General features: G+C 69.4%; 15 protein-coding genes and 1 riboswitch. Of the genes, 13 read left to right on the plus strand and 2 right to left on the minus strand.

Annotation, left to right across the window (positions count from 1 at the left end; genetic code table 11):
* Positions 1 to 76: 76 nt before the first annotated feature.
* Positions 77 to 910 (plus strand): glycoside hydrolase domain-containing protein, encoded by an 834-nt coding sequence (locus OHA03_RS17520; protein ID WP_267004777.1) that lies wholly within the window; start codon positions 77 to 79, stop codon positions 908 to 910.
* Between the two features lie 59 nt (positions 911 to 969).
* Here the strand turns inward: OHA03_RS17520 and OHA03_RS17525 are convergent, their stop codons facing one another.
* Positions 970 to 3,528 carry a YfhO family protein gene (locus OHA03_RS17525; protein WP_267004778.1) on the minus strand — a complete coding sequence of 853 codons (2,559 nt, stop codon included), beginning with the start codon at positions 3,526 to 3,528 and terminating at the stop codon, positions 970 to 972.
* Positions 3,529 to 3,662: 134 nt separating this feature from the next.
* Here OHA03_RS17525 and OHA03_RS17530 point away from each other — a divergent pair, with 134 nt between their 5' ends.
* From OHA03_RS17530 to OHA03_RS17580, 11 genes are all read left to right on the plus strand, one after another.
* On the plus strand, positions 3,663 to 4,622 hold the full coding sequence (locus OHA03_RS17530; protein ID WP_267004779.1) for a glycosyltransferase family 2 protein: 960 nt from the start codon (positions 3,663 to 3,665) through the stop codon (positions 4,620 to 4,622).
* A complete protein-coding gene (locus OHA03_RS17535) occupies positions 4,619 to 5,020 on the plus strand; it encodes a GtrA family protein (RefSeq protein ID WP_267004780.1) in 402 nt (133 codons plus the stop codon). The genes OHA03_RS17530 and OHA03_RS17535 overlap by 4 nt, the downstream gene beginning before the upstream one ends.
* Before the next feature lie 138 nt (positions 5,021 to 5,158).
* On the plus strand, positions 5,159 to 5,815 hold the full coding sequence (locus tag OHA03_RS17540) for a SurA N-terminal domain-containing protein (protein ID WP_267004781.1): 657 nt from the start codon (positions 5,159 to 5,161) through the stop codon (positions 5,813 to 5,815).
* 236 nt (positions 5,816 to 6,051) lie between these two features.
* The gene (locus OHA03_RS17545; protein WP_267004782.1) at positions 6,052 to 7,014 is read left to right on the plus strand and encodes a nucleoside triphosphate pyrophosphohydrolase; all 963 of its coding nucleotides are present in this window, start codon (positions 6,052 to 6,054) and stop codon (positions 7,012 to 7,014) included.
* Positions 7,015 to 7,023: 9 nt separating this feature from the next.
* The gene (locus tag OHA03_RS17550) at positions 7,024 to 8,337 is read left to right on the plus strand and encodes a cytochrome P450 (RefSeq protein WP_267004783.1); all 1,314 of its coding nucleotides are present in this window, start codon (positions 7,024 to 7,026) and stop codon (positions 8,335 to 8,337) included.
* A 105-nt stretch (positions 8,338 to 8,442) separates the two neighbouring features.
* Positions 8,443 to 9,366, plus strand: coding sequence for a transglycosylase family protein (locus tag OHA03_RS17555; protein WP_267004784.1), 924 nt, complete (start codon positions 8,443 to 8,445; stop codon positions 9,364 to 9,366).
* Positions 9,367 to 9,666: 300 nt separating this feature from the next.
* A riboswitch (cyclic di-AMP (ydaO/yuaA leader) is annotated at positions 9,667 to 9,837 on the plus strand.
* Between the two features lie 3 nt (positions 9,838 to 9,840).
* The gene (locus OHA03_RS17560; protein ID WP_267004785.1) at positions 9,841 to 10,539 is read left to right on the plus strand and encodes a transglycosylase family protein; all 699 of its coding nucleotides are present in this window, start codon (positions 9,841 to 9,843) and stop codon (positions 10,537 to 10,539) included.
* 284 nt (positions 10,540 to 10,823) lie between these two features.
* Positions 10,824 to 12,104 (plus strand): phosphopyruvate hydratase, encoded by a 1,281-nt coding sequence (gene eno / locus OHA03_RS17565; RefSeq protein ID WP_267004786.1) that lies wholly within the window; start codon positions 10,824 to 10,826, stop codon positions 12,102 to 12,104.
* Positions 12,105 to 12,206: 102 nt separating this feature from the next.
* Positions 12,207 to 12,677: a septum formation initiator family protein gene (locus OHA03_RS17570; protein ID WP_267004787.1), complete on the plus strand. Its 471-nt coding sequence runs from the start codon at positions 12,207 to 12,209 to the stop codon at positions 12,675 to 12,677.
* Positions 12,678 to 12,745: 68 nt separating this feature from the next.
* Positions 12,746 to 13,360 (plus strand): DUF501 domain-containing protein, encoded by a 615-nt coding sequence (locus OHA03_RS17575; RefSeq protein ID WP_267004788.1) that lies wholly within the window; start codon positions 12,746 to 12,748, stop codon positions 13,358 to 13,360.
* Complete coding sequence (locus OHA03_RS17580) at positions 13,357 to 14,298, plus strand: Ppx/GppA phosphatase family protein (RefSeq protein WP_267004789.1); 942 nt, start codon at positions 13,357 to 13,359, stop codon at positions 14,296 to 14,298. Before OHA03_RS17575 ends, OHA03_RS17580 begins: the two co-directional genes overlap by 4 nt.
* Before the next feature lie 18 nt (positions 14,299 to 14,316).
* On the opposite strand, the gene OHA03_RS17585 is transcribed toward OHA03_RS17580, so the two are convergent.
* Positions 14,317 to 15,231: an IS982 family transposase gene (locus tag OHA03_RS17585; RefSeq protein WP_267004790.1), complete on the minus strand. Its 915-nt coding sequence runs from the start codon at positions 15,229 to 15,231 to the stop codon at positions 14,317 to 14,319.
* Positions 15,232 to 15,756: 525 nt separating this feature from the next.
* Here OHA03_RS17585 and OHA03_RS17590 point away from each other — a divergent pair.
* The gene (locus tag OHA03_RS17590) at positions 15,757 to 17,142 is read left to right on the plus strand and encodes an NAD(P)/FAD-dependent oxidoreductase (protein WP_267004791.1); all 1,386 of its coding nucleotides are present in this window, start codon (positions 15,757 to 15,759) and stop codon (positions 17,140 to 17,142) included.
* Positions 17,143 to 17,407: the final 265 nt, after the last annotated feature.

The following is a 17,407-nucleotide window of genomic DNA, read 5'->3' on the forward strand; positions in this document are numbered from 1 at the left end:
CCGGGGCGGCTGACGACTCGCCTGCCCCGACGGCCTCTCACTTCTTTCGATCCTTCCGAGGACTGTCGAGGTCTCTGTGCCTTCTCACCGCATATCCAAGAAGCGTCGTCGCATCTCCATGGCCGTGGCGGGCGTCGCTGTTCTCGCCGGCGGTGCGTTCGCCGCCGAGGCCGCCACCGCCACCACGGTCGCCAGGCCCGCGCCGAAGATCTACACCGGGCATGTCTTCGACACCTGCACCGCGCCGTCGCTGACCACCATGAAGGGCTGGTACAGCTCCTCCGTCTACCACGGTGCCGCCGTGTACGTCGGCGGCAAGAACCGCGGCTGCGCGCAGCCCAACCTCACCGCCTCCTGGGTGAAGGCCGTCAGCGCCACCGGCTGGAAGCTCGTCCCGCTGTACGTCGGCGCGCAGCCGCCGTGCCAGACGAGCGCCAACCCCGAGAAGATGACCGCCGCCAACGCCACGTCACTGGCCGTCACCGACGCCAACGACGCCGTGGCGAAGGAGGCCGCGCTCGGCATGAAGCCGGGCAGCCCGGTCTACCTCGACATGGAGTACTTCGACCCGAAGAACACCTCCTGCGTGAACACGGTGCTCTCGTACATCCGGTCGTTCGACAAGACGGTCAAGGCCAAGGGGTACTGGTCCGGCTTCTACGGCTTCAGCAACTCCAGCGCCGCCGTCGTGGCCAACGCCACGAACCGCACGGACCTGCCGGAGATCCTCTGGTACGCCCGTTACGACGACGTGTACTCCACCACCACGGGCTTCCCGTACGCCTCGACGCTGTACACCGGGCACCGCCGCGGTCACCAGTACGCCGTCAACAAGAAGGTGACACACACCGGTGGCACGCTCACGATCGACCGGAACGCCTGGGACGCCCCGGTCGCGATCGTGGGCTGAGGCCGCCGGTCATGGCTGACTGATCGACCACCCCCAACTCCCCCACCGCCGCTCCCCGGTCAGTCCGGTCCCGCCAGTACAAGGTCCTGCCGCCCGGCGCGTCGTCGCACCAGCGCACCCCACAACGCCGCCCCGGCCAGCACGAGCAGCGCGCCCGCTCCGACCGTCGAACCGGCCCGCAGGCCGGGGGGACGGAACGTGCAGTCGACGGACGTGCCGTGGGCGGGGACGGGCGTGGAGACCAGGCCCAGGTAGCTGTCGGCGGGGCGCCCCTGGCAGCTCCAGCCCGCGATCCGGGGCGCGGCGAGCACGACGGTTCCGCGGCTTCCGGGCGGCAGTTCGGCCCGGACGCCGTCGTCGGTGATGTGGACGGACGTCGCTCCGGTGCGCCGCAGCCCGGTCACGGCCGCGGCCAGCCGGTCCCGGTCCAGACAGCCGAGGGCCTCGCGCGGCACGGTCCCCGCGCGTACGGACCGCAGCGTGACCACGACCTGCCCGTCGGCGCCCACGATCCGCCCAAGTGGTTCCATCGCCGCGCGGCGGGCCGGCAGCAGGCCCCGGAGCTCGGTCTCCCGGCCCGCGCCCGGCCGATCGCCGCCCGGCTGAGCCCCCGGCCGATCGTTCACCCGCGCCGAGCCGAACACTCCGGGCGTCCACAGATACACCTCGCTGCCCGCCGGACAGCGGGCGGTCAGCCGGTATGTACCGCGCCCCACCCGGTGGGTGCGGTCGCCCCGATCCTCGACCGGAGCACCGCTCACTGTCCGGAGCGCCGCCCGCGGCACGGTATAGACCTGTGAACCGAGCAGCGCCTCCTGGTTCCGGAACGGCGACGGGCCGAGGGACGGCACCGCGCCCGGTTGCCGCACCGTCACCAGCGGCGGCACCTGCTGCCGCACCACCGTCACCGGCCGGTCGTCCGGCGCGTCCCACCGCTGGTGCGGGTCGCGCGGCCCGTGGACCCGGGCACCGACCGAGAAGATCGCGTCGGTCACCGGGTTGTCCAGGCTCTGCACGGCCCGGCCGCGGGACGTCCAGCCGGCGCCGAGGGCAGCGAGCGTGCGGGTCAGCACGGCCGGCGTATGGCTGCTGTAGTACGCGGCACCCTGACCGCCCACGAGCAGCGGATCGTTGGCGGTGGTCCGCTCCCCGCCGGGGTCGGTGCGGTAGCGCGGCCAGCCGTCCGCGCGAGCCACCGCGTCGGCCTGTACGCGCTGCCGCTCGCCCCAGGGCGCGTAATGATCGAGCTGGGCCAGGCGCTGCCGGTCGGCGAACGCCGTGGTCGCGGCGGCCTGCCCCACCAGCACACCGGTCAGCAGCACGGCGGCGAGACCCGCCCGACGGCCCCGGCCGGGCAGGGCGAGCGCGGCGGCCGTCGCCACCGGACCGGCCGCGAACAACAGGTACGACCGGTGCGTGGCCAGGTCGCTGAAGGCCGCCCCCGCCGCGACCAGCACCAGCACCGCGCCGCCGCCGACCAGGGCCCGGGGCCCCGGCCGTCCGTACGAGACCGAGATCCAGGCAGCGATCACCACCAGACCGGCGAACACGAACGTCTGCCGGTACGGACTGCCGTTGGGCGTCGCGAACGCGTGCCAGAGGAGGTGGGTCGGCCCCCACTGAAGCGACAGCCCGGCCCCCGCCACCAGCCCTGCCCACGCCCACCGTTCGCGCCGCGGCACACCACGATGGAAGACGAGTGCGCAGGCCGGGAGCAGTGCGACGGCGCTCAGGAAGAGGGCGGGGGTGAAGAAGCCGTACGTGCCGGGGAACAGCCGGGCGAGCACATCGGGCCAGGCGGCGGGCCGGAACGTCCGGTCCCAGCCGGGGTAGGCGTGTTTCGTGCCCAGGTAGACGGGAACCAGGACGGGCGCCGCGAGCCCGATTCCCAGCAGCACGCTCCCGGCCGCCCGCGCCAGCCCCCGTACCGCAGCCTTCGCCCTCCCGGCCCCCTTCTCACCCTCCGTCAGCAGCCTTACCACCAGCACCAGGGCGGCCCCCAGGGTCGCCATGTACGCCGTATAGAAGTTGGCAACCCACACCACCGCGACGAGCAGCGGAGCCACCATGCGACGGCGCCCCGTCCGGGCCCACTCACCGGCCAGACAGAGCAGCGGCAGGGCGATCAGACCGTCCAGCCACATCGGGTTGTACGACGCCTCGGCGACCGACCAGCCGCACAACGCGTACGAGCCGCCGAGCACCCCGGCCATCCACCAGCGCCCGCCCCGCAGTGTCAGCAGCAGGAATGCCATCGCTGCCGCAGCGGACGCCATCTTCACCACGGTCACCACGTACACCGCGAGGTCGATGCGGTCCCGGGGGAAGACCCCGACGAGCAGTGCGAACGGGCTGGTCACATAGGTGCCGAGATCCGGCAGGAAGCCGGTGCCGTATCCGGACGACCAGTTCAGGAACAGTCCGCCGTCGCCGTGCCCGTGCAGCAGGTCCCAGAGCCGGGTGTGGAACGGCACAAACTGATTTCCGAGATCATTGACGCTCCGGGTGCGCGGCCCGAACGGAAAGCTGCGGGCCCTTGCGTCGCCTGCGCACACGGTGGCCGTGGTGATCAATGCGGCGAGTGCGGCCGCGGCCGTGCGGGGACGGAAGGTCGGCATACGGACGAATATCGCAGCCGTGAAAGTAATGAGCGGTGTGGAACCGCTCATTCAATAGTTCAATTCACGTGATGGTTGCTCATTGTCCATGTCCGCCCTCCATGTCTGACGCACCGACAGGGTGAGATGCTCCTGTGCTGATCTCGTTAGTAGTGCCTTGTTTCAACGAGGAGGAGATCCTCGAACGCTTTCATGCGCGCGCCTCGGACGAAATGAGCCGGCTGGGGCATGATTTCCAGCTCGTCTACGTCGACGACGGCAGCGCGGACCGCACGCTGCAGATCCTGGAGGAGCTGGCCGCGGCCGACCCGCGGATCCGCTATCTCTCCTTCAGCCGCAACTTCGGCAAGGAAGCCGCCATGCTCGCCGGCCTCCAGCACGCCGACGGCGATGCGGTCGTGATCATGGACGCGGACCTCCAGCACCCGCCCGAGCTCGTCGGCCGCATGCTGGAGGAGCACTCCCACGGCTACGACCAGGTGATCGCCCGCCGCAACCGCAGGGGCGACCGCGTCACCCGCACCCTCGGCGCCCGCGCCTACTACTCGCTGATCAACCGCCTCGTGGACGTGGAGCTGGTCGACGGGGTCGGTGACTTCCGGCTGCTGTCCCGGCGTACCGTCGACGCCGTTCTCGAACTCACCGAGTACAACCGCTTCTCCAAGGGCCTGTTTGCCTGGGTAGGATTCCGGACGACGACCTTCGGATACGAGAATGCGGTCCGTGAGAAGGGCAGCTCCGCCTGGACCATCGGGAAGCTTCTCAACTACGGGCTCGACGGGCTGCTCTCCTTCAACAACAAACCGCTGCGCGCCGCCCTGTACCTGGGGATGGTGCTGATGTCCGTCGCCTTCGCCTACGCCGCCTGGATCGTCGGCGTCGCTCTCGTGAAAGGGGTGGACACGCCCGGCTATGTCACGCTGATCGTCGTGGTCACGGCGCTCGCCGGGGTCCAGATGGTGATAGTGGGTGTGGTCGGCGAGTACGTCGGCCGCATCTATTACGAGGTGAAGCGGCGCCCGCATTTCTTGGTGAAGGCATCCAATACCGGCGTACCGAATCAACAGCGGTCGCGGCAGTTCGTACGCCGATGACGGTCACGGCCCAGATGGCGCGCTTCGCCCTCGTCGGCGTCGTGAACACCGGTACGTACTACGGCTGCTACCTGGCCCTGCTGACCGTGCTGCCGTACCTGGCCGCGCATGTGATCGCGTTCGCGTTGAGCATGACCGGCTCGTTCCTGCTGAACTCGTACTTCACGTACCGGACCCGGCCCACCTGGCGGAAGTTCCTGCTCTTCCCGCTCACCAACGCCGCCAACTTCGTCATCACCACCGGCGGTGTCTGGCTGCTGGTCGACCGCGCCGGCTTCAGCAGCCGCTACGCACCGCTGGTCGCAGCGCTGGCGGCCATCCCGATCACCTTTGTGGTCTCCCGCGCGATCATGCTGCGGCCGGACGCGAGGCCGAAAGCGGTCGAACGCGTGCGCTGAGCACACCTGATTCGGCCCACATCCCGAACTCCTGCCGAATCGTTGGTCGAACCAGTGGCCCGGATCACGCCCACTGCCTAACATCGATCACCGCAAGGTCTTGTGCACCGCCGCACAATCTCTCCCCGGGAGGCTCCTTTGCACCGCCGCCGTCGCACCGCGCTCGTCGTCTCCGCCGCCACGCTCGTCGCGGCGCCGCTGCTCTCCGCCTGCGGCAACCAGGCCCACCCAGGTGCCGCAGCCGTGGTCGGAGGGGACCGGATCGAGGTGTCCACCGTGCAGGCCCAGGTGGCGGAGGTACGCACCGCGCAGCGCGAGTCCGACCAGTCCGTCCAGCTCATCAACAAGTCGGGGCAGCTCGGCCGGGCCAAGCTGCACGGACTGATCTTCGACCGGATCCTGGACAAGGCCGCCGCGGACGCGAACGTGACGGTCAGCCGCAAGGAGATCCAGGAGATGCGGCAGTCGGCGGCCACCCAGTCCGGGGGAGAGGCACAGCTGCGGACGACGATGCTCCAGCAGAGCTGGGTCGCCCCCGACCAGATCGAGGCCGTCCTGCGGGAGCAGGTCCAGCTGACGAAGCTGGCCCAGGCGCTCGGCGCCGACCTGCAGCAGCCCGCCGGACAGAAGGCCGTCGGCGACGCACTCACCGCGGCGTCGAAGTCGCTGCACATCGACGTCAACCCGCGCTTCGGTACCTGGGACGACAAGCAGACCCAGCTCGCCAACTACAAGGCCCCGTGGATCACCCAGGTAACCAAGCCCGCCCAGCAGGAGGCCGCAGCGGGCGCTTAGGGGGTGTCCGGTCGGTCAGGCCGGGCTCGCGTGCCCTGGCACGCACATCTGCCGCGTTGTCGCCGGTCTCCCCCAAGCTCTCGGCTTCGCTCGAGCAGGGGAGACCCCATTCGCTCCGCGTCGACTCCCTCCTCCGCCTCGCAGCTGCACGCACCACGGTGACATCAGCCGCTCCGCGGCGGGCCGCTCCCTGATCCGGCCCGACCGACCGGACGCCCCCTAGGTAGGTTGGTGGGGTGAACGCTGAAGATCCCGGTCGTATCGTCCTGCTCACCGCCAGCCACCGGGTCGCGCCGGGGTTGCTGTCCTGGCCGGCCTGGCAGACGCTGCACGCCGCCGACCGGGTGCTCTGCGCCGAGCAGGACCACCCGCAGCTGCCGTATCTGCGCGAGGCGGGCGTCACCGTCGAACACGCCGCGCCCACCGCGCAGGAGCTCGTCGACGCCTGCGCGGGCGGCCGGACCGTCGTGGTCGTCACCGGCGGCGAGGGCAACCAGCCGCTGACGGACGGGCTGGCCCGGCTCGCCGGATCGGGCCGGGTACAGATGCCGAACCTGGAGCTGCTGCCCGGTTCGTACGATCTGCCGGGCGCCCGTCTCCTCGATCTCGTCCAGGTCATGGACCGGATCAGGGCCGAGTGCCCCTGGACATCGCAGAAGACCCATCAGGGGCTCGCCAAGTACGCCATCGAGGAGGCGTACGAACTGGTCGAGGCGATCGAGGACGGCGACCGCGACGAGCTGCGCGAGGAACTCGGGGACGTGCTCCTTCAGGTCGTCTTCCATGCCAGGATCGCGGAGGAGGACGAGGACCAGCCGTTCTCCGTCGACGATGTCGCGGCCACCCTCGTCGAGAAGCTGATCCACCGCCACCCGCATGTCTTCGGTGACGAGACCGCCGAGACCCCGGAGGACGTGCACGCGCACTGGCTGCGCACCAAGGCCATCGAGAAACAGCGCGACTCGGTCACCGACGGCGTGCCGCTCGGCCAGCCCGGTCTGGCGCTGGCGGCGAAGCTGGCCGGCCGGGTCCGTACCGCCGGACTCGATGTGGCGCTCCCCGCGGGGGACGGCATCGGGTACGAGCTCCTCGCCCTCGCCGTACGCGCGGAACAGGACGGCACCGACCCCGAGGCCGCGCTGCGCGCCGCCGGTCGCGCCTACCGGGACGCGATCCTCGAGGCGGAGGGCAACGGATAACGTCGGGGGGTGAACGACAGCCCCGCCGACACCCCTGCCACCAGCCCCTCCGACGCTCCTGCGGACGGCCCCGAACTCTTCACATGGGAGTTCGCGACCGACCCGTACCCGGCCTACGCCTGGCTGCGCGAGCACAGCCCCGTGCACCGCACCGCGCTGCCCAGCGGGGTAGAGGCATGGCTGGTGACGAGGTACGCGGATGCCCGGCAGGCCCTCGCCGACACCCGGCTCTCCAAGAACCCGGCGCACCATGACGAGCCGGCGCACGCCAAGGGGAAGACCGGCATCCCGGGCGAGCGCAAGGCCGAGCTGATGACGCATCTGCTGAACATCGACCCGCCCGATCACACCCGGCTGCGCCGCCTCGTATCGAAGGCGTTCACGCCGCGCCGGGTCGCGGAGTTCGCGCCGCGTGTGCAGGAGCTGACGGACCGCCTCATCGACAACTTCATCGAGCAGGGAAGCGCGGACCTCATCCACGACTTCGCGTTCCCGCTCCCCATTTACGCGATCTGCGATCTGCTCGGCGTTCCGCGCGAGGACCAGGACGACTTCCGGGACTGGGCGGGCATGATGATCCGCCACGGCGGCGGGCCGCGCGGCGGGGTGGCGCGGTCGGTGAAGAAGATGCGCGGCTATCTCGCCGAACTCATCCACCGGAAGCGGGAGAACCCCGGGGACGATCTGATCTCGGGGCTGATCCGGGCCAGCGACCACGGCGAGCACCTCACCGAGAACGAGGCCGCCGCCATGGCCTTCATCCTCCTCTTCGCCGGCTTCGAGACGACGGTCAACCTGATCGGCAACGGGGTGTACGCCCTGCTGCGCAACCCCGAGCAGCGGGAGCGGCTGCAGCGCTCGCTCGACGCGGGGGAGACCGGGCTGCTGGAGACCGGCATCGAGGAACTGCTGCGGTACGACGGCCCGGTGGAGCTGGCGACCTGGCGGTTCGCCACCGAACCGCTGGTGCTCGGCGGTCGACGGATCGCGGCGGGCGACCCCGTACTGGTGGTGCTCGCCGCCGCGGACCGGGATCCGGAACGGTTCGCCGACCCCGACACCCTCGACCTCTCCCGGCGTGACAATCAGCACCTCGGCTACGGGCACGGCATCCACTACTGCCTGGGGGCGCCGCTCGCCCGACTGGAGGGACAGGCCGCGCTGGCCACGCTGCTGAGGCGCCTCCCGGACCTGCGTCTTGCGGTGGAACCTACCGATTTGCGGTGGCGCGGAGGGCTCATCATGCGCGGACTGCGCACTCTTCCCGTGGAGTTCGATCCCGGACATTGCTCGGGTGAAGGTGACACTCTGTCAACTCCGTGACTTTCACGTGATCTGCGCTGCATCGACTTGTGACAAGCGTTCGACTGCCGCTACCTTCACCGTTCGACTCACCAGTCACTTGTCAGTCACACGGAAGGCAACCGCATGGGCTCCGCGAACGGCAGACACCGTCGCCCTCGTCAGGCACCCGCCATCGTCGTCGCCGCAGGCGTCACCGGCTCGGCCATCGCCATCCCGCTGCTCGGTGCGGCCGGTGCGCACGCGGCCGACGCCACGACCTGGGACCGGGTCGCCGAGTGCGAGAGCGGCGGAATGTGGAGTGCCGACCTCGGCAACGGCTTCTACGGCGGTCTCCAGTTCTCGCAGGACACCTGGAAGTCGTACGGCGGCGAGGCGTACGCCTCGCGTGCCGACCTCGCCAGCCGCTCGCAGCAGATAGCGGTCGCCGAGAAGGTCCTCGACGACCAGGGGCCACGGGCGTGGCCCAGCTGTGCGGTGATCTCCGGGCTCACGGTGGACGGGACGCTGCCAGGTGTCGACCCGGGAGGCCTGCTGTCGGCCGACCCGACGCAGAGCGCGGACCCGTCCGACGAGGCGTCGGACGAGGCGAGCCCGTCGGGCGGATCGAAGTCGGCGTCCGCCAAGTCGTCGGAGAAGTCATCCGGCAAGGCGTCGGGCAAGGCGTCGAGCGAGTCGTCAACCGATGTGTCGGATACGTCCGGTTCGGCCGACTCGTCCCTCTCCTCCGGTTCTTCCGGCAGTGAGACGGGCGGTAAGCACCGTGGCGCGCCCGCCCCCGAGGTGAGCCAGGGCGCGGGAACGGGCGGCGATCGCGACTCGGGTCGCCATGCTTCCCGCGGTAACAGTGACGGACGCGACACGCGCGGCTCGGCCGCTGACGGCACATACACCGTTCGGCCGGGCGACAACCTCTGGGCGATTGCTGATGCACAGAAGGTTCATGGTGGATGGCCGGCGCTCTACGAGGCCAACAAGAGTGCTGTCGGCGACGACCCGGATCTCATTCTCCCTGGCCAGAGCCTCGATCTCGGTGTGAAGGCGAAGTAGGACCAGTCTGATCAACAGCTTAAATCACCCCAAAAATAGGGGTAGTTCAGAGGCCTATGTCCACTTATGCGTAAGTGAGACATGGGTCTCTTTGCGTCAATCGGCGTGTCTTGTCCGCCGACTCCGTCCGTATCGCCCCCCACCTGCGAAAACGATGAACGGCTGGACGCGAGAAGGGGATGATTGTCTGTTATGTCCGTCTTTGAATGTGGGGGTTGCGTGCGTTTACGGTCGGAACCGCTCGCACCGCGGGCCCCGTCGACCGTCACGCCGAATCCTGCCGTCGGTCGAAGGGAACAGACGCGTAAAGCGCCGTAGGCAGGAGCGGGGGACCCAGGTAAGCGCCGGGCCCGATGGTCGAAAGACCGTCAGGACCGGCTTGGGGTGAAGTCGCGTGCTAGGACGTGCGACCGGGCAACTCACTTGGCCCGAACCCGACAGCTCACCTCGTAGGCGTCGGTGAGGAGAAGTTCCATGCTGCTGAACAGCAAGGGCAAGCACCGCCGCCCGTCCAAGGCCGTCCGTGTGGCCACGCTCGCCGGTGTCGCCGGTGCCGCCATCGCCGTTCCCCTGATGGGTGCCACGGGCGCCTCCGCCGCCTCCGTCGCCACGTGGGACGCCGTCGCCCAGTGCGAGTCCGGTGGCAACTGGTCCATCAACACCGGCAACGGCTACTACGGCGGCCTGCAGTTCTCGCAGTCCAGCTGGGCTGCCGCCGGTGGCACGCAGTACGCCCCGCGGGCCGACCTGGCCACCAAGGCCCAGCAGATCGCCACCGCCGAGAAGCTCCTCGACATGCAGGGTCCGGGTGCCTGGGGCTGCGCCGGCGCCGGCAACCTGACCAACGACGGTGTCGACCCGGGCGTCGACACCGGCTCCGCCGCCGCGAAGCCGGCCGCGCCGAAGCCGGCCGAGCACACCGAGGCCCCCACCGCCTCCCGCTCGGACCGCGGCACCGCCCCCGCGGCCGCGAAGACCGTCACGACGCCGACCGGCCAGAAGGTCGCGAAGGGCGACGGCGAGTACAAGGTGAAGGTCGGAGACTCGCTCAGCAAGATCGCCGAGGCGCACAAGGTGAAGGGCGGCTGGCACCAGCTGTTCAAGCTGAACAAGAACATCGTCAAGGACGCCGACCTGATCTTCCCGGGTCAGCAGCTCCACCTGACGAAGTAGTACGAACCTCAGCAGAAAAGCTCTCTCTCCTCCCCTGAGCACCCCGACCCGGCGCGGATTCCCCCGTACGCGCCGGGTCGGGGTTTCTGCGCTCACCGTTCAACTGTTGTGGTTACCGCTCAGTAAGTTTTTGGACATTTGCCCGTCTAAGGGTGCCCTTGGGTCCTTTTTCGTCCCAGGAGGCGGGCGGTCGCCGAACACAGTGGGCCAAGGCGGTTAGGCTCTTGCCGCAAGGCCAAAGCGACCCTGCACAACCAGCGTCATATCCCAGAAGGAGATGCCTCGTGCCGTCCATCGACGTCGTCGTAGCCCGGGAAATCCTCGACTCCCGCGGAAACCCCACGGTCGAGGTCGAGGTTGGCCTCGACGACGGCAGCACCGGCCGTGCTGCCGTTCCGTCCGGCGCCTCCACCGGTGCGTTCGAGGCCATTGAGCTTCGCGACGGTGACCCCAACCGCTACCACGGCAAGGGCGTCGAGAAGGCCGTCCTCGCCGTGATCGAGCAGATCGGTCCGGAGCTCGTCGGCTACGACGCGACCGAGCAGCGGCTGATCGACCAGGCGATGTTCGACCTGGATGCCACCGAGAACAAGGGCTCGCTCGGCGCCAACGCCATCCTCGGCGTCTCGCTGGCCGTCGCGCACGCCGCCTCCGAGGCCTCGGACCTGCCGCTGTTCCGCTACCTCGGTGGCCCGAACGCGCACCTGCTGCCCGTCCCGATGATGAACATCCTCAACGGTGGGTCGCACGCCGACTCCAACGTGGACATCCAGGAGTTCATGATCGCCCCGATCGGCGCGGAGTCCTTCTCCGAGGCCCTGCGCTGGGGCGCCGAGGTCTACCACACGCTGAAGAAGGTCCTGAAGACGAAGGGCCTGTCGACCGGTCTCGGCGACGAGGGCGGCTTCGCGCCGAACCTGGAGTCGAACCGCGCCGCCCTGGACCTCATCATCGAGGCCATCAAGGAGGCCGGTTACGCCCCGGGCAAGGACATCGCGCTCGCGCTCGACGTCGCCGCCTCGGAGTTCTACAAGGACGGCAAGTACGAGTTCGAGGGCAAGTCCCGCTCGGCCGCCGAGATGACCGAGTACTACGAGGAGCTCGTCTCCGCGTACCCGCTGGTCTCCATCGAGGACCCGCTGTACGAGGACGACTGGGCCGGCTGGAACGTCATCACCCAGAAGCTCGGCGCCAAGGTGCAGATCGTCGGCGACGACCTGTTCGTCACCAACCCGGAGCGCCTGGCCCGTGGCATCGAGGAGGGCTCCGCCAACGCCCTGCTCGTCAAGGTCAACCAGATCGGTTCGCTGACCGAGACCCTGGACGCCGTCGAGCTGGCCCAGCGCAACGGCTTCAAGTGCATGATGTCCCACCGCTCCGGCGAGACCGAGGACGTCACCATCGCCGACCTCGCCGTCGCGGTGAACTGCGGTCAGATCAAGACCGGCGCCCCGGCCCGCTCGGACCGTGTCGCCAAGTACAACCAGCTGCTGCGCATCGAGGAGATCCTCGACGACGCGGCGGTGTACGCGGGCCGCTCCGCGTTCCCGCGCTTCAAGGGCTGATCGCAGGCCCGTCACGGGCCGAAGGCACCGCCCTCCGTCCGTCCCCGCACTCGGTCCCGTACCGTGTGCGGGGACGGACGTGCGTAGTGGGGAGGCGGAGACATGGCCGCGAAGGACCGGGACCGGTTCTCCACCGCGACCCGGCTGCGGCTGCTCGGAGAGCAGACCGCCGCCCGCGTCTACCGGTCCCAGAACCGCCGCCAGGCCCGCCGCTCCCGGCTCACCGGCCGGGCCGCCTTCCTGGCCCTTGTCGTCTGCTCCCTGGTGGTGGCGCTCGCGTACCCGATGCGGCAGTACGTGTCGCAGCGCGACGAGATCGCCGACCAGGAGCGGCTGGCGCAGGAGGCGGAGGCGCGCACCGAGGAGCTGCGCGACGAGAAGGCGCGCCTCCGGGACGACGCGTACATCCGGCGGCTGGCCCGGGAGCACCTGCACTACGTCCTTCCCGGGGAGACCGGTTACACCGTGGTCGACCCGGACGCGGCCAGGGAGCGCGGCGGAGGGTCGGAGGAGACCGACCGGCCGTGGCACTCCAACCTGTGGGACGGCGTGGACTCCGCCGACCGCGACTGACCCCTTCTCCTTTTCCTGATCCGCTGCGGAACCGCAGTCCAAGCATCCCGAGTAGAACCAAGGCAGGCATGGAAACGCCCCCTCCCCAGACCGAATCCACCACGCCCACCGAGGCGGACATCGCCGCGTTCCAGCAGCAGCTCGGCCGCCCGCCGCGCGGGCTGCGCGCGATCGCGCACCGCTGCCCGTGCGGCAACCCGGACGTGGTCGAGACGCAGCCCCGGCTGGAGGACGGTACGCCGTTCCCGACGACGTACTACCTGACGTGCCCGCGCGCGGCGTCCGCGATCGGAACGCTGGAGGCGAACGGCGTCATGAAGGAGATGACGGAGCGTCTGGCCACGGACCCGGAGCTGGCGGCGGCGTACCGCAATGCGCACGAGGACTACATCGCCCGGCGTGACGCGATCGAGGTGCTGGAGGGCTTCCCCAGTGCGGGGGGCATGCCGGACCGGGTGAAGTGCCTGCATGTGCTGGTCGGGCACTCGCTGGCGGCGGGGCCGGGCGTGAATCCGCTGGGGGACGAGGCGATTGCGATGCTGCCGGAGTGGTGGCGCAAGGGGCCGTGCGTGACGCCGTGCGTGGCTCCGAGCGAGAGCGACGGGTGGACGGTCGACGCGAACGACAACGGCCACTTCGCCTCCCGGCCGGCCGACCAGCCGGGTGAGGGGGACGGCCGGTGACCCGCGTTGCCGCCATCGACTGCGGAACCAACTCCATCCGGCTGCTCGTCGCCGACGCCGACCCCGCCACCGGTGAGCTGACCGAGCTCGACCGGCAGATGGAGATCGTCCGGCTCGGGCAGGGCGTGGACCGCACCGGCAGGCTCGCCCCCGACGCTCTGGAGCGGACCTTCGCCGCCTGCCGCCGGTACGCGGACGTCATCAAGGCGCACGGCGCGGAGAAGCTCCGCTTCGTCGCCACCTCCGCCTCCCGCGACGCGGAGAACAGGGACGAGTTCGTCCGCGGCGTGCTGGACATCCTCGGCGTCGAGCCCGAGGTGATCAGCGGCGACCAGGAGGCGGAGTTCTCCTTCGAGGGTGCCACCAAGGAACTCGCGGGCCGGGACCATCTCGCCAAGCCGTACCTGGTGGTCGACATCGGCGGCGGCTCCACCGAGTTCGTCGTCGGCGACGACCGGGTCCTGGCCGCGCGGTCCGTGGACATCGGCTGCGTACGGATGACGGAGCGCCACCTCGTACGCGACGGTGTCGTCACCGACCCGCCCACACCGGGTCAGATCACCGCGATCCGCGCGGACATCGACGCCGCCCTGGACCTTGCCGAGGAGAGCGTCCCGCTCACCGAGGCCGCCACGCTCGTCGGCCTCGCCGGCACCGTCACCACCGTGGCCGCGATCGCGCTGGGACTGCAGGAGTACGACTCCGAGGCGATCCACCACTCCCGGATCTCCTTCGAGCAGGTCCAGGAGATCACCGGGCGGCTCGTCACCTCGACCCACGCCGAGCGCGCCGCGATCCCCGCGATGCACCCGGGACGCGTCGATGTGATCACCTCCGGGGCGCTCGTCCTGCTGGCCGTGATGGAGCGGACCGGGGCCCGCGAGGTCGTCGTCAGCGAGCACGACATTCTGGACGGAATCGGCTGGTCGATCGCCTAGATGATCGATTCCAAGGGGTCAGTGGTCATAGGCGGTCAGTGAGCGCAGGACGGGCTGGCCGGTGTGGTCGTTGTGCCAGATCGCGGCGGTCAGCGCGAGGATGCGCTGCATGACGCGGGCGATCACGCCGCCCGGTGTGCGGCCTCGGTGCTGTTCGAGGCTGAGTTGGCCCTTGAAGGTCTCGTTGACCGACTCGATGACCTGCCGCAATGGCTTGAACAGCGGGGCGCCGGGTCTTTCCGGCTCGCCCTTGCGGGTCGGCCGCAGTAGCCGGATGTCCTGCTCGGCCAACTGGTGCTCGAAGTCGCGGCCGAAGTAGTTCTTGTCGCCGATCAGCGTCTGTCCAGGCCGGGCGGCGGTCAGGCCCGGTTCGGCGGCGAGCAGGTCCAGCAGGGTCTCGCGTTCGTCGGCCTTGGCGCCAGTCAGGGCGAAGGCGATTGGCAAGCCCTGGAGGGTGCACACCAGGTGCAGGCGCAGGCCCCAGAAGAAGCGGCTGTGGCTGGCGCAGTACCCGTACTCGGCCCATCCGGCCAGGTCGGAGCGTTTGACAGTCTCGCGTGAGCGTCCGCATTCCACTGGTGTGGAGTCCACGATCCACACGTCGTCGGTCCATACGGAGGTGTCGGTGGCCAGCACCCGGGTCACCTGTCGCAGCAGCTCGGCAGCCTTGCGCAGGCGCTTGTTATAGCCGGGCTGCTTCGGCAGGTAGGGGAAGAGATGTCGCAGGTGGGAGTGGGCATGGCGGAGCCACCTGGCCTCGGAGGTGAAGCCCAGGATGGCCTGCATCATCGCGAGCGTGACCAGCTCGGCATCGGTCAGTTGCGGAGTGATCCCGACCGCCGGACGCCAGGGCGCCAGATGCGGTGATGCCTTCAGCAGGTCGTCGGTCTTCGCATAGAGTGCGGTGGCGAGGGAGTCCAACTCTGTCTTCACACACTGACGTTGGGCTCCCTCCCCTTGTGCGCGCAGCCGATCCCTTGGAATCGATCATCTAGTCGAGGCTGCCGGGCGGGAGTGCGTACGAGCGCGGCAGATATCGCGCTCATGCGCACTCCCGCCTGCACCTTTGAGCCTCCGTCGGCTCCTCGTGGACCCTTCGCGCACCCCCTGCGGAGACACGTCGCGACGAAGTTCGTGAACTTCTTCACAAGGAATTCGGCGCTCCGGACCACACTTCTGCTCCGTACGGGCTTCCATGGCCGCCGACGGGTCCTCCCGCCGCGCATGCGGGACGGTTCCGGGTGTGTTTCGAGGCGGTGGAAGAAGAGGGTGGTTCACTGCGCTCGCGGGGCTCAAGGGCCTGCTCACAAGCGGTGAACAACGTTCGCCATGGCGCGGTGGTTCCCCCGCGCCGCCATGACCTCGGTCACGTGGGCGGCGAAGTGTAGCAGAGGGTGGGGGATACCTTGTGAAGGGGCTCACGAGCGTGCCCCCCAGGTGGGGTGGATACTCGATGGCATGAGCACCACGGAGCGTCCCAGGATCCTCGTAGTAGGCGGTGGGTACGTAGGCCTGTACGCAGCTCGGCGCATTCTGAAGAAGATGCGCTACGGCGAGGCGACCGTCACGGTCGTCGACCCCCGGTCGTACATGACCTACCAGCCCTTCCTCCCCGAAGCCGCCGCCGGCAGCATCTCGCCTCGGCACGTCGTCGTCCCGCTGCGACGCGTACTGCCGAAGGCCGAGGTTCTCACCGGCCGCGTCACGACCATTGATCAGGACCGCAAGGTCGCCACGGTCGCGCCGCTCGTCGGCGAGGCCTACGAGCTGCCCTTCGACTACCTGGTCATCGCGATGGGCGCGGTCTCCCGCACCTTCCCGATCCCCGGCCTGGCCGAACAGGGCATCGGTATGAAGGGCATCGAGGAGGCCATCGGCCTGCGCAACCACGTTCTCGAGCAGCTGGACAAGGCCGACTCGACGACCGATGAGGACGTCCGCCGCAGGGCGTTGACGTTCGTCTTCGTGGGCGGTGGCTTCGCCGGTGCGGAGACCATCGGCGAGGTCGAGGACATGGCCCGCGACGCGGCGAAGTACTACACGAACGTGAAGCGCGAGGACATGCGCTTCATCCTCGTCGACGCCGCCGACAAGATCCTTCCCGAGGTCGGCCCGAAGCTGGGCACCTGGGGCCGGGAGCACCTGGAGTCCCGTGGTGTCGAGGTCTTCCTCTCGACCTCCATGGACTCCTGCGTCGACGGTCACGTCGTTCTGAAGAACGGCCTCGAGGTCGACTCCAACACCATCGTGTGGACGGCCGGCGTGAAGCCGAACCCGGCGCTGGCCCGCTTCGGCCTGCCGCTCGGTCCGCGCGGTCACGTGGACACCTCCGAGAAGCTTCAGGTGCAGGGCACCGACTACATCTGGGCCGCGGGCGACAACGCCCAGGTTCCGGACATGGTCGGCCGCAAGGCCGGCAACCCGAACGCCTGGTGCCCGCCGAACGCCCAGCACGCGCTGCGTCAGGCCAAGGTCCTCGGCGACAACGTCATCTCCGGGATGCGCGGCTTCCCGCAGAAGGACTACAGCCACGCCAACAAGGGTGCGGTCGCCGGTCTCGGCCTGCACAAGGGCGTCGCGATGATCGTCATGGGCAAGATGAAGATCAAGCTCAAGGGCCGTCTCGCCTGGTACATGCACCGTGGCTACCACGGCATGGCGATGCCGACCTGGAACCGTAAGATCCGGATCTTCGCCGACTGGACCCTTGCGATGTTCCTCAAGCGCGAGGTCGTCTCGCTCGGCGCCATGGAGACGCCGCGCGAGGAGTTCTACGAGGCCGCCAAGCCGGCTCCGGCTCCGGCCGCCGCCAAGGCCGAGGGCGAGAAGGCCAACGCCTCCTAGTCCACCCGCGGATGCTCGCATCCGCGCAGCTCGTGCATGACGCCCGAAGGGGCCGCCCGCCATCCGTGGTGCGGGCGGCCCCTTCGGCGTACCCGGGGAGGGGCGGCCCTCCGACCCGACAAGTGCATGTGGGCTACAGGTATTTTGCCGATCCGTTGCGCTGCTGCGGGATGGCGTTGGCGCCGGAGAGTGTTGACGGGGGTGTATCTCGTCGTGGCACCACGGGTGCAGGGCGTGGTTCACGGCATGTTTGGGCATGTTCGGG

Source organism: Streptomyces sp. NBC_00154 (genome assembly GCF_026342835.1).
Lineage (GTDB): Bacteria > Actinomycetota > Actinomycetes > Streptomycetales > Streptomycetaceae > Streptomyces.